The following is an 11,725-nucleotide window of genomic DNA, read 5'->3' as shown; positions in this document are numbered from 1 at the left end:
CGCTTCGCGATCGACACGCTTCAGGATCGGCGTAGCCGGCCATATCTCTGCGAACAGACCGTGATCTTCCCATCCGCTGCGGGCACGCTGCGCGACCCGAACAACTTCGGGAAGCAGGGCGCGATGAGCTGGGCGTCACCGAAGTGAGCACGTACAGTTTCCCAAGACCGTGGCGACCTTGATTGACGACGAGGGACTGTCAGCGATCGGCGCCGATCAGCTAGGGCACTCCAGGGTGTCGATGACGCAGGACCGCGGCATTGCGGAGCGTCTTTCTGATACCGACACCTGTCGACCGCTCGATTTGTTCGGCAAGCATCCCGGCGAGATTAGTCGAGCCGTCGATCAGGTTGGCAGACCAGTAAAGAAATCCCTCGACATCGAGCGTCGGCAGAATCTGAGCGACCTTCTCGGCTGCCGCCAAAGGGCCCAGATCTTCACCGTGGCCACCGTGTGCTTGTCGTCGCGGACGTTCCTCATCCGTTCGTACGAGACCGTTACCGTCGCTAATGTTCCCAAACGTGTTCCCAAACGCCATGGAAACGGCCCCCGGAGAAGTCTCCGAGGGCCGTTGTCATTTAGTAGCGGGGACAGGATTCGAACCTGCGACCTCTGGGTTATGAGCCCTCCTACGGGTTGAATACGAGTAGTGGTTTGCCCCCGTGTTCGGGAGCTTCGGCCAAATAGACCGCGTCACTGAACTTTTCGACGGGGATCGGCTGGCCCTCCGGCACGCGTAACACTCCGCTGTCGGCGAGCTGAACCGTCCGGTCGATCACTGCGGCCATCCGATCCGTCGGGGTCTCGGTGAACCAGCGGAACAACCAGAACCCCCGAACGATCTTTGTTTCGTAGATCAGTGAACGCGCGAAGACGGGAATCGTGAGCTTGTTGGGATCGGTTTGACGGTGCGTGGACAGCGCACCGTAGACGACCAGCTCACCGTCGGGTGCCATCGCACGTGACACGTCCGCACCCACCTGTCCACTGACACAGTCGATCGCCTTGGACACGCCCTCCTGGCCGGCGATGTCGGCCACCCGCTCGCGCAAGTCTTCATCCTCCGTGCAGATCACCGCGGTGCCCCCCTGCGCGAGGATGCCCTCGACAGCGGATCGACGGCGGACCACGTTAAGCGTCTTGAAGCCGACGTGCGCACCGAGCTGGATCACCAACTGGCCCACGGTGGAACCCGCCGCCGTCTGCAGGAGCCATTCACCCGGCTGAACATCGAGCACGTCACCGGTCAAGATCACGGCGGTGAGCGGATTGCTGAGAAGCTGGGCGGCCGTGGAATCGCTCATGGCCGCCGGAACGGGCAAGACCCGCGAGCCATCGGCAACGACGTACTCCTGCCAGGTGCCCGTGACGCCGATCGTGACGACACGTTGACCGATGGTCAGACCGTCTGTGCCGCTGCCGAGTTGGTCGATCACACCGACGGACTCGATTCCGGGCACGGTCGGGAACTCCGGGGTGAATCCGTATCTGCCGCGGATGGTGTGCAGATCGCTGGCCTCGACAGGCACCGCTGCCACCCGGATCCGTACCTGGCCGGGACCGGGCTCCGGGATCGGGCGAGTCTGCAGGTTCAAAACCTCGGACGGTTCGCCTACCTTGCCGGCGACAACAGCCCGCATCGATTGCATCGTCATGACCAATCAGTCCCTTCGATTCATGCTGGCCGTGTGCTTATGCAGCGGTATGACCTGCTGACTCCCACGTCTGCCAACGGGCGAGCGCCGCGCCATCGACCAGGTATGGGTTTTAGAGCGGCGTGGATGTAGTCCTAGTCGACTGGGTTTTTCAGTTGTCTCGAGCCGAAACGTCCACTACCGCCGACTCGGAATTCAGTCCGGGCAGCGCGAGCGCCTGGGCATCACATAGCGACCGCAGCTCCCCCAGTGCCCTGGCAGAGTCGCTCCCGATTTCGGCGCGATAGATGAGGATGTGATCCCCGCCGGGATAGTGTGCGTCGAGCCGGTGGCGGTAGAGATGAAGGTCGCCCACTCGAGGATGGCGAATATGGTGGACTCCCAGGCGGTCCCCCACGTCCGCACAACCCCATAGCTCGCGGAAACGTGGACTGGCATCTGACAATTCGGCAATCAACGCCCGCATGCCGGGATCCGACGGATACTGACCGCTGAGTTCCCTCAGCGCATTGACCGCGATTGCCGTCGCCTCGTCCCAATTGACGTAGATCTCCTTGGCCGCAGGGTCCAGTAGTCGCCAGCGCACGATATTTTTTCCTGGCGTGAACTCCGGTGACAGCACCCGCGCTATCGGATTCGCCGCCAAGACATCGCGATACCTGTTGACCACGACGGCCGGCATCAGGAATTGATCAATCACCTCCGCAAGTGCGTGTCCCGATACGTCGGGATCGGGAAAATCTCGTCCCGCCGGAGCTGCCAGGTCGTGAAGATACCGCGTGGATCTGGCGTCGAGCCGAAGAGCCCGCGCAAGCGCGTCCACTACTTGAGTGGATGGGCTGGTGGCGCGGCCCTGCTCGAGTCGCAAGTAGTAGGCCGCGCTGATGCCCGCCAGCGTTGCCAGCTCCTCGCGGCGTAGACCCGCTACGCGTCGCCGCTTAGTCGCCGCCAGCCCTACGTCTTCCGGAAGCAGCCGTTCGCGCCTGGCGCGGAGGTACTCACCGAGCGCGCTGGCCTCTTGTGCCACCCGTCGATCGTAAAGCTGTCCCCGCCGATACCACCATCGATTGGGTCTGGCTCCTGACCCGCTTGCCGGAATTCGTAGCAAAGGCATGGCGCTGGATCGGTCGTAGACGAGAACCACCTGTTGAGAGGAAAACTCATGGCCACCATCCACTTCCACCAGACGACCACCGCGACACCCGAGCAGTTCATCGCCGGACTCACCGATTTCGGGCCGGGAAGGTCGGAGCTATTCAAGAACAGCGCCGACAGTTACCTCCAGGTCCACGGTCTCGGCCCACAATGGGCCGATGTCACCGAAGGCTCGGGCGGCGTGTGGGAACGACTGAACTACGACTGGTCCAATCCGCACCACGTCGTACTCACGACCACTGACTCCAACCTCTTCGGCGGCGCATCTGGTCACACCTACACCCTCACACCCCAGCCCGACGGAACGACTGAGATCGACGTCGTGCTCGTTCGAGAAGGAAAGAACCTCAAGGGACGGATTGTCGCCGGCGTGCTCGGCACCGTCGGAAAACGCTCACTGGCCAAGGCATTCGGCAACAGCGTCAAAGCCATCGAACTCCGCGTACACCACGCGTAAAAACTTCTACGCACCGCCGAAATCTCAGCCGCACGAACCGGTGAGAATTTTCTTTACTGGTATCAAGCTCGTCGCAGCACGCGTCAGCGAACCGCCGTTCGTCGGCGTAGGGAGGGAGCGGCGCGTAGACCTTCCGGCTCAGACTCATTGCCTTACGCTACGTATCACAGCGGAGTCGGATGGTCCTCCACAGCTGCCTGACCTTCGAATCGAGAGGAATTGATATGCGCGCCATCCAGATGGAACAGTTCGGCGACCCCGCACAGGTGCTGCGCGTCGTCGACATCGAGGAGCCGCCGCCACCGGGTCCGCATGAGGTTCTGGTGAGCGTTGAGGTCTCGCCGTTGAACAAACACGACCTACTGGTTGTCACCGGCATGCTGGCGCGACCACCCCTGCCCCACATAGCAGGCGCAGAGGGGGTCGCCCGCGTGCTTGCCACTGGCGCCGAGGTCGATGGACTTCAAGTCGGCGATCTGGTCGTGCTACCCCTGTATGCCGGCGCGTGGCGTGAGCGGCTCGTCGTGCCCGCCGACGGCCTGTTCGCACTTCCCGCTGGCGGCAGCATCGAGCAGTACTCGATGCTGGGCAGCAACCCCCCGACGGCAGGGTTGATGCTCAGTGAATGCACCCCCCTGCAGCCCGGTGACTGGGTGGTTCAGAACGCCGCGAACTCCGGTGTGGGACGGTCATTGATCGCGCTAGCCAAACTTCGTGGACTGAGGACGATCAACCTGGCCCGTGACGACGCAACGTTCGCCGAGCTCACAGAGGCCGGGGCCGACGTGGTCCACGTCGATGACCCCGATGCGGTCGGCGATGTTCGAGCAGTGATCGGCGACGCGCGAGTGGCGCTGGCAGTGGAAGCCGTCGGTGGTCCAGGGGTGGCGCGGCTGCTCGAATTGCTGTCCGACGGTGGATGGTTGGTCAGCTATTCGTGGGCCAGGGACGAACCCATGTGGGTCGACACCTCGACACTGGTCGGCAAGCACCTCACCGTCCGCGGATTCTTTGTCGGCGACTTCGACTACCGCGACAAGGTGGTGCCTGTCATTCGTGAGGCGGCACCGCTGGTGGCCGACGGCAGCCTTGTTGTCCCCGTGGCGGGCGTGTACCCCCTCGAGCATATCCAGGACGCGGTGCAGCATCTCCTCCGTGGCGGCAAGATCCTGCTGAAAGTGGCGTAACACTCCCAAGCACAGCACGTTACGCTCAAGCTCGCATAGACCGTCCTGCCGCCAACTGAGCATTGCTATATCTCGATCCTGCACGGCGGTATGGACTCGGCTGCGGCTGTTGTGGCGCTCTCGTGCGATGGTCATCTCCCGGGCGAAGCTCTGCGCATCTGCTTGTCAGCTTTGGTAGGTTGCCCGTCGCCGCTGGAGCATGGATGCGCGGCGATCGTGGACGCGGCGCACGCGTTCAGGCAGTGCGGCGCTGTGGGTTTGGGCAGCGACCTCATGTGCAGTGATTGGCTGGTCGTGGTTGGCGATGATGGCGCGCGCGAGACGACCGGCGTGGAAAGCGGTGCCGCGGTCCATGACATGCGCGCCGTGCAGCGGGCCAAGGCCATATTCCTGTTCGGTGGCCCGTTGGTAGATGTAGGCGGTGTCGGTTTCGCGGCCGCGCGTGATGACCACGTAGAGCATCGATCGGGTGGTGTTCTCGCCGAGCACGGCGTGGGTGGTGTCGGCGGTGATGCGTCCTCCACTCCGGCTGGTCAATTTCTACCTGCCTGAGGCCGTGAGAAGCCGGGCATAATGGGCCAGCGGACTGGCGGCCGTTATCGTCACATCTTCATGGCGCAGACCGTCTGGCGGCACGGCTCAGCAGACGAGGGAGCGTGAGTGTCTGAGTGGGATGGTCGAGCGCAGCATCACCAGCGAGCATCTGATCACCGAACTGGACCGCCAGGGCGGCCAGCGTGGCACTTATCCAACGGTGTTGCGTTGTGACAATGGCCCTGAATTAGCTTGCGGTGCAATGGCCGACTGGGCACACGGGCATGGGTAGGCGCGCCGGCGTTTGGCGGGATCGGTCTCGGGGCGAGTCCTGGCGCCGAACCCGGTTAGACGAAGTCGGCGACGAAGGTCCGCTTGATCCGGCCCCATCCGCCGATCTCGTCCCGGTCGACGACACGGGGATTGGTGAAGGCCCGGGTCTTACCTCGGTGCATCACCTGGCCGGCGCCGGCCGCGAGGAGGTTGCGCAGCCAGTCCGACTCCTCCCCGTACCCGATTGGCACCATCAACGAGCCGTCACGAATTGTGACCGCCACCGGCGTGCGGTACCCGATACCAGACTTACGGCCTCGGTGGATGAGCACCCCCCACGGAGGCAGGTACGGCGCCAATAAGCCGATTATTTTGTTGGTGGCCCGCCGGTTGAACTTCGCCATCACCCGCATCAGTCGCATACCGCTCACAATCATTGTCTCGCTTTCGGCGCAGCCACCGGCTCCCTGGGTCACGGCAGCTGATCAAAACCAACCACAGCTCGCGGAACCGGCCAACACAACGGACAGAGTTCCGTGGAGAAATTTCGCCCCGGCGTGAGCTGCCAGGGAGGTTCTGGCCTGTGTCGCGGGATCGTTTAGTGGGAGCTATGTCGATCGATCGAGGACAGTTCGGATGAAGTCGCTCTTCGCTGCCGTGTAGGCCTCGCGGTTGTCGGTGTGCTTGGCGGCGAGGGCGCGTTTGAGTCTCAAGGTCTGACCGCGAGCAGCGCGAGCGTGTGCCCCGGCCATGCGGAGGTCATCTCATCGATCAGCGTGCGCGGCTCGTCGGCGGGCGCAAGGGCAATCGTTCTGGTGAACGCGCCGAGCCTTGTGAGGGTCCAGAGCAACGCGGCCAACACCGGCACCGGCCAGCGGCTGATGATGGCGATAGGTGCGGGGGTGACGGAGTTACCGAGGTGGCGCACCAGCGCAAACCCTTCCTTCATGGCGCGGGCCAACCTGGCCGCTTCTGCCCGCGAGATACCGGTCCCACGTCGGAGCGCGGTGCTGCCGGCGATAACCATGGGCACCATGGCCGCGGCATGGGTGCGCAGCCAGCTCTCCATGTCCGGATGCACTGTCGCGGGAAGGCCCGCGTCGGTAAAAGCCTTGGCCCAGACCGGATCTGAAAGCGTCGTCAGCATTCCTCGGCGAAGGATCGTCGATGACAGCCGGCCGTCGTTGAGGCCTGCGGCGATCGCTGGGAAGCCAAACGCGAAGCGTTGCGCTCCGACGGCGTCGCGCAGCCGATCCAGCGATCGGAAGGTGTTGAACATGAACATCACGGACTTGGCCGCGCTGGCGCTCAGCGCGGGCAGCAACACGTCAACCTGCGACACCAGGACCGTGACCAGCACCAGATCCCAGTCCGTTGTCGTATCAAATTCGCCACTGACGTGGACAGCCGCGCGCTCGCCCTCCACGGTGACGATCGCCCCAGCGGCGCGCAACTGCTCGAGTCGGGTGCCACGCGCGACGACAGTCACATCGTGACCGGCCTCGGACAGCTGAAAAGCGAACGTGCTACCGATACCTCCCGGCCCGATAATCGCGATCTGCATCTCTCCACCAATACCAGCACCGCGAAATTGCTTGCTCTGTCAGATCACCGCGCACACTCGCCGAATGTGGCTGTGTCAGGGTAAAACAGGCCCCACATCGACCTCGCGACGGAAGTCGACGAGAGCTTGAGCTACGGGTTGAGGCTGCTCCATGGGCATGAAGTGCGTACCGTTCTCGATCGAGACGAATTTTGCAGTCTGGTAGGACGTCAGCATGTACTTCACGACCTCTGGGGTGGAGGACAGGTCTTTGGTGCCGGAGAGGATCAAGGTCGGTTTGCCGAATGCTTTGGCTTTCTCGACGACGTCGAGGCGGGCCATCGTGCGCCAAGCGGCCGCCCATTCTTCGACGCGCGCGGTGCGCACGCGCTGGCGGGCGTAGCGTACGCACCAGGGGTTGACGGCGATGGTTTCCGGTAGAGCAAAGGGCTCCGAACTATCGTGGGCAAAACGGGCTGGATCCAGTTGCCGAAAGGCACAGGTCAGTTAATTAGTAACTCTAGCTAATGTGGCCAAATCTGTGGCCAAGCGGCATGAAAACGGCCCCCGGAGAAGTCTCCGAGGCCGTTGTCATTTAGTAGCGGGGACAGTGTGGCGGTCTCCTCCGATGTACTCGGTCTCATACCTGCACTTCAGCGACGTTCAGACGTCCGACCTGTCTCGCCCCGTCCCGCTTGTTCGCATCGGTTCGACCACGTTCCGTGTCCAAATCCGTGGCCAACCCGTCGTGTGCCGCCCGCGCGTTCGCGGTCGGCCGTCGTCGCGTGACCTTGGTTTGTGGATAAAAGTGTTGCACCTAACGTGGGTGCGTGCGACACTTTCATCCATGTCAGGGCTTCAAGAACTGCCCGATACATTCACGACCGCGACCGCCTTGGCTCGTGGTGTGCATCCGCGAGTGCTATATGCCTTGCGTGACAGTGGTGACGTCGTGGAATTGTCGCGCGGGGTTTTTCGACGTGCCGACGCGCCGCTAGCCAGTGAGCCGGATCTGCTGGCAGTTGCGTACCGATCCGCGGTGGCAATCGTGTGTTGTCGGTCGGCCGCGGCGGTTCACGAACTGAGCGACGAGCTCCCGCCCGCGGTGCAGATTGCCGTGCCTACTGGGCACCGCCCACCGCGGATCGCATATCCACCAACAGAGGTATTTCGCTTTGCTGCCAATACTTTCGAAGTTGAGTTATCACGGCTGGAGGCGGCGCCAGGAGAGTGGGTACGGATCTACACTCCCGCCCGGACGGTCATCGACCTGATGCGACTGCGGCATCGGTTTGGCGAGTCGCTGGCACTCGCCGCGATGCGGCGGTACCTGCGCCGACGTGATGCGGCACCAGCGAAGTTGCTACGGCTGTCATCGACGTTTGATGTGGCGGGACCGGTACGCCGTGCGCTCGACGTGGCCACTGCGGAATGAGCCGTCCGACGCGCAGTACTGCGGCCGGACGCGCCTACCTGGATCTGCAGCGCCGCGCCCGTGCCGAGGGCCGTCCTACCCAAGAGTTGCTTACCCTTTACGTGGTCGAGCGCTGGCTTGCGCGACTGGCACTCTCGCCATACGCCGAGCAGTTCGTGCTCAAAGGCGGGATCCTCTTGGCGGCGTTCGACGCGCGCCGGCCGACCGCTGACGTTGATGCGTTGGCACGAAACTTCGCCAACGACGAAGCGACTGTCGTCGCGCGAATCGTCGCCATCGCCGAGCAATCAATACCCGACGACGGGGTCGAATACCGCACTCACACGGTGACGTCGCGCGTGGTCCGCGACGAGGACCTGTACTCGGGAGTGCGCGTCGCGATGGACTGCGGAATCGCGTCTGCGGTCATTAAGCTGCGTCTGGACGTCAACTTCGGCGACCCGGTCACTCCCGCACCTCAACAAATCGACCTACCCGCGCTACGGCCGGATCATCCACCGATTCGAATCCTCGGTTATCCGCTCGAGACGGTGCTCGCCGAAAAGATCGCCACCGCAATAAGTCTCGGACCAGCGAACACCCGCGTGCGCGACTACGCCGACATCTACACCCTCACCGGCGACCGAGACATCTCGCATTCGGCCGCTCGCGACGCGCTGATCGCAACTGCCAGTTACCGCGGCACTGATGTCGTAGCGCTGTCGTCGGTGATCGGAGACCTGATCGAGTTGAGGCGAGGGTCGTACGACGCCTATAGAGCCGGCCTCGGACCCGATGGCGCTGCGCTACCACAGGAATTCGCCGCCGTGGTGCAGGCGGTCCTCGCGTTCGCCGATCGACTCATCGACGCGGCAACGCCGACAACAACGTGGAACGGTTCGACGCGTTTGTGGATTGACTGAGGGCCCCTACTCGCTGGCCGACGAACACCATGGGCGGCACACTGTGATCGTGGAGGAGCGGTTCCCGGGCGAGTTGGAGACGCTGCATGCCGACAATGTGCGCTTGCGTCGCCTATTGAAGCTCAGCGAAGAGCAGGCGCGAGCGGCGGATCCGGATCAAGCCACGCTCTCTGGCACGCCGGAGTCACCGGTCAATATGAGGTCGGTGCCCGAAGCTAAGGTCCGCTTCTTCCTCGATCTGTTTCGTTGTCGCTCCGACGTTTACGCGCTGCGATGGGAGAACCGCCGCGACGGCCGATCCGGTTGGATGCCAGCCATCCGCGGCTACTGGCGCAAGGGCATGAACCGGGCCGACGCACCGTATCTTCCACTGACTCCAGACGTCGTCGCTCAGCACCTGCGCGGGGAGGTTCATCTAGGCCTGTATCCGCTTGGTGACGATGACACCTGCTGGTGGGTCGCGGCTGACTTCGACAAGGAGGCCGCGATGCTAGATGCGCTGGCTTATATGAAAGCCGCACGAGCCCACGATGTTCCGGCAGCCCTAGAGGTGTCGCAGTCGGGTCGAGGTGCGCACGTGTGGGTCTTTTTCGCACAGGCCACGTCTGCGGCAACAGCTCGCAGCATCGCGACTAGCTTGCTCGGCGAGGCTTTCCAACTCCGCGGCAGCATGCACCTCAGCAGCTACGACCGGCTGTTTCCCTCCCAAGATATTCACACCGGCCGCGGGATGGGCAACCTCATCGCCGCTCCCCTTAACGGCAAACGCCGACAGCACGGCACAACGCTGTTCCTCGACCCGGCCACGCTGGAACCCTTCGACGACCAATGGGCCTACCTGTCCAGCATCGCGCGCCTATCGCACAAAAATGTTGCCGCGCTCCTGCGGACCCTGCCCGATCCACAATTCGGCCATCACGTGCGCCGGCTGCAGCTACCCACCTCGTCCAAGATCGTGCCAAGGCCGGCAGCGATCATCCGGGCAACCTTCAGATCTCGAATCACTCTGACCGCCAACGACCTTGGTCCGGCCATGATCGCAGCCGTGAAACACGCAGCCTCCATCCGCAATCCCGAGTTTGATGCTCGCCAGCGCGCTCGACGCAGCACCTGGGACACTCCGCGCTTCCTGCACAGCTACGACGAGACAGTCGAGGGCGATCTTGTGCTGCCTCGTGGCCTCTACGGGCTGCTTACCGACTTGGTCGAGTCGGCGGAAAGTACGTTGCACATCGACGACCAGCGCAACATCGGTGACCGTCACGAATTCATCTGCTCGACCGAGCTCAGGTCCCAACAAGCCGACGCAGTCTTGCGATTAATTGAGGAAGACACCAGCGTGCTGATCGCGCCTCCTGGCTTGGGCAAGACGGTGATTGCCTGCGCCGCCATCGCTTCCCGCGCCACCTCGACCCTCATTCTGGTCGACCGCAAAGCACTGGCCGACCAATGGCGTGACCGCTTACAGAAGCATCTCGGATTCAAGTGCGGACAGATCGGCGGCGGGCGATCCAAAACCACCGGCATCATCGACATTGCACTGCTACCCACCCTCGCGCGCCGCGACAACATCGAAGCTCTCACCGCCGGTTACGGTTTCGTCGTCATCGACGAATGCCACCACATCGCCGCCAGCGCGTTCTTCCACGTCCTCAATCGAATACCCGCAAAATACTGGCTCGGGCTCACCGCTACACCTGAACGCCGCGACGGGCTTGAAGACCTCATCTACCACCAACTCGGGTCACATCACGTCACCCTCGAAGGCCAGACTGCCGGCCAACTTCCCTCAGTCGGCGCCGATCTGCTCGCACCGCACCCCGTCCTATACGTCCATCCCACCCAGTTCCGCTACACCGGGAAAGCCGATCCCAGTGCGCCAGGCGGAATGGCCGAGATCTACCGAGCCCTCATTGCCGACGAGGCCCGGCTTGAGCAGATCATCGCTGACGTCCTCTCCGCTCACGCCGACGGCGCCAACATACTCATCCTCACCACATGGATCGATCACCTCAACGCCATTGCCGGACGACTTCAAAACGCCGGCAAAGATGTCGTCGTGCTGAGCGGCCAGATGAAGGCGCGACAGCGCCGCGAGATTTCCGAACAACTCGCCAACCACACCACCGAAGCCGGGTCGTTGCTGATCGTCGGCACCAGCTCATTCATTGGCGAGGGATTCGACTGCCCGGCCCTGGACACGCTGTTTCTCGCCGCCCCAATCACGTTCAAGAACCGACTCGTCCAATACGTCGGGCGCATCACCCGGCCGTACGCCGCCAAGACCACCGCAACCGTGCACGACTACTACGATGAACTCACCCCAGTGCTCGCCTCTTCGCTGCGAAAACGCGCGCCCGGCTACACCAAACTGGGCTTCCCCGACCCCAAAACACTGCTCTGATAGGCCTCGCCGGCCAGCACAGCCGACACGAGGTTTCGGTCGATGTCGCGTTTTCGCGGATTTTCGAGCCGATCTAGCAACACTTGTCCCTCAACTAATTACTAAGCTAAGTCCAGCCCTAGCAGCGAGATCGTGATTGATCCGGATAGACCAGCAAAGGCTGATGTGGCCAAACACGTG

At 62.9% G+C, this 11,725-nt stretch carries 12 protein-coding genes and 1 pseudogene; 6 read left to right on the top strand and 7 right to left on the bottom strand.

All coding sequences use genetic code 11. The features are described from left to right. Positions 1-629: 629 nt before the first annotated feature. Together VNW74_RS30940 and VNW74_RS30935 are read right to left on the bottom strand one after the other, a co-directional pair. Positions 630-1,655: a zinc-dependent alcohol dehydrogenase family protein gene (locus VNW74_RS30940; protein WP_325684059.1), complete on the bottom strand. Its 1,026-nt coding sequence runs from the start codon at positions 1,653-1,655 to the stop codon at positions 630-632. A gap of 151 nt (positions 1,656-1,806) precedes the next feature. Beyond that, positions 1,807-2,682 (bottom strand): helix-turn-helix transcriptional regulator, encoded by an 876-nt coding sequence (locus VNW74_RS30935; protein WP_325684057.1) that lies wholly within the window; start codon positions 2,680-2,682, stop codon positions 1,807-1,809. 135 nt (positions 2,683-2,817) lie between these two features. On the opposite strand from VNW74_RS30935, the gene VNW74_RS30930 reads away from it, so the two are divergent. Together VNW74_RS30930 and VNW74_RS30925 are read left to right on the top strand one after the other, a co-directional pair. Beyond that, positions 2,818-3,267 carry a hypothetical protein gene (locus VNW74_RS30930; protein WP_325684055.1) on the top strand — a complete coding sequence of 150 codons (450 nt, stop codon included), beginning with the start codon at positions 2,818-2,820 and terminating at the stop codon, positions 3,265-3,267. Positions 3,268-3,491: 224 nt separating this feature from the next. Further along, positions 3,492-4,454, top strand: a complete 963-nt coding sequence (locus VNW74_RS30925; protein WP_325684053.1) for a zinc-dependent alcohol dehydrogenase family protein — start codon at positions 3,492-3,494, stop codon at positions 4,452-4,454. Between the two features lie 165 nt (positions 4,455-4,619). Here the strand turns inward: VNW74_RS30925 and VNW74_RS30920 are convergent, their stop codons facing one another. Further along, on the bottom strand, positions 4,620-4,991 hold the full coding sequence (locus tag VNW74_RS30920; protein WP_325684052.1) for a hypothetical protein: 372 nt from the start codon (positions 4,989-4,991) through the stop codon (positions 4,620-4,622). 118 nt (positions 4,992-5,109) lie between these two features. Between VNW74_RS30920 and VNW74_RS30915 the strand changes: the two are divergent. After that, positions 5,110-5,271: pseudogene (locus tag VNW74_RS30915) on the top strand (IS3 family transposase); the annotation flags it as partial. Positions 5,272-5,335: 64 nt separating this feature from the next. Here VNW74_RS30915 and VNW74_RS30910 read toward each other — a convergent pair. The 4 genes from VNW74_RS30910 to VNW74_RS30900 form a co-directional block, all read right to left on the bottom strand. After that, positions 5,336-5,683, bottom strand: a complete 348-nt coding sequence (locus tag VNW74_RS30910; RefSeq protein WP_325684061.1) for a nitroreductase family deazaflavin-dependent oxidoreductase — start codon at positions 5,681-5,683, stop codon at positions 5,336-5,338. Between the two features lie 186 nt (positions 5,684-5,869). Next, complete coding sequence (locus VNW74_RS32030; protein WP_414686827.1) at positions 5,870-6,013, bottom strand: GrpB family protein; 144 nt, start codon at positions 6,011-6,013, stop codon at positions 5,870-5,872. Continuing rightward, on the bottom strand, positions 5,971-6,825 hold the full coding sequence (locus tag VNW74_RS30905) for a ketopantoate reductase family protein (protein ID WP_325684050.1): 855 nt from the start codon (positions 6,823-6,825) through the stop codon (positions 5,971-5,973). Before VNW74_RS30905 ends, VNW74_RS32030 begins: the two co-directional genes overlap by 43 nt. A gap of 75 nt (positions 6,826-6,900) precedes the next feature. Next, positions 6,901-7,191: an alpha/beta hydrolase gene (locus tag VNW74_RS30900; RefSeq protein ID WP_325684048.1), complete on the bottom strand. Its 291-nt coding sequence runs from the start codon at positions 7,189-7,191 to the stop codon at positions 6,901-6,903. Between the two features lie 460 nt (positions 7,192-7,651). On the opposite strand from VNW74_RS30900, the gene VNW74_RS30895 reads away from it, so the two are divergent. Genes VNW74_RS30895 through VNW74_RS30885 form a run of 3 tightly spaced genes read left to right on the top strand, consistent with a single transcriptional unit; the run spans position 7,652 to position 11,545 of the window. Beyond that, complete coding sequence (locus VNW74_RS30895; protein WP_325684046.1) at positions 7,652-8,239, top strand: type IV toxin-antitoxin system AbiEi family antitoxin domain-containing protein; 588 nt, start codon at positions 7,652-7,654, stop codon at positions 8,237-8,239. Then, complete coding sequence (locus VNW74_RS30890; protein WP_325684044.1) at positions 8,236-9,141, top strand: nucleotidyl transferase AbiEii/AbiGii toxin family protein; 906 nt, start codon at positions 8,236-8,238, stop codon at positions 9,139-9,141. The genes VNW74_RS30895 and VNW74_RS30890 overlap by 4 nt, the downstream gene beginning before the upstream one ends. Further along, the gene (locus VNW74_RS30885; RefSeq protein ID WP_325684042.1) at positions 9,134-11,545 is read left to right on the top strand and encodes a TOTE conflict system archaeo-eukaryotic primase domain-containing protein; all 2,412 of its coding nucleotides are present in this window, start codon (positions 9,134-9,136) and stop codon (positions 11,543-11,545) included. The genes VNW74_RS30890 and VNW74_RS30885 overlap by 8 nt, the downstream gene beginning before the upstream one ends. The last annotated feature ends 180 nt before the right edge of the window (positions 11,546-11,725 follow it).

This window comes from Mycobacterium sp., from assembly GCF_035570115.1.
Classification (GTDB): Bacteria; Actinomycetota; Actinomycetes; order Mycobacteriales; family Mycobacteriaceae; genus Mycobacterium.
This window is presented reverse-complemented; position numbering and strand designations above follow the sequence as displayed.

Bases quoted from the DNA above. Each gene is read 5' to 3' on its own strand.
- VNW74_RS30940 (WP_325684059.1), bottom strand. From the start codon at position 1,655: ATGACGATGCAATCGATGCGGGCTGTTGTCGCCGGCAAGGTAGGCGAA.
- VNW74_RS30930 (WP_325684055.1), top strand. From the start codon at position 2,818: ATGGCCACCATCCACTTCCACCAGACGACCACCGCGACACCCGAGCAG.
- VNW74_RS30925 (WP_325684053.1), top strand. From the start codon at position 3,492: ATGCGCGCCATCCAGATGGAACAGTTCGGCGACCCCGCACAGGTGCTG.
- VNW74_RS30910 (WP_325684061.1), bottom strand. From the start codon at position 5,683: ATGCGACTGATGCGGGTGATGGCGAAGTTCAACCGGCGGGCCACCAAC.
- VNW74_RS32030 (WP_414686827.1), bottom strand. From the start codon at position 6,013: ATGGCCGGGGCACACGCTCGCGCTGCTCGCGGTCAGACCTTGAGACTC.
- VNW74_RS30905 (WP_325684050.1), bottom strand. From the start codon at position 6,825: ATGCAGATCGCGATTATCGGGCCGGGAGGTATCGGTAGCACGTTCGCT.
- VNW74_RS30895 (WP_325684046.1), top strand. From the start codon at position 7,652: ATGTCAGGGCTTCAAGAACTGCCCGATACATTCACGACCGCGACCGCC.
- VNW74_RS30890 (WP_325684044.1), top strand. From the start codon at position 8,236: ATGAGCCGTCCGACGCGCAGTACTGCGGCCGGACGCGCCTACCTGGAT.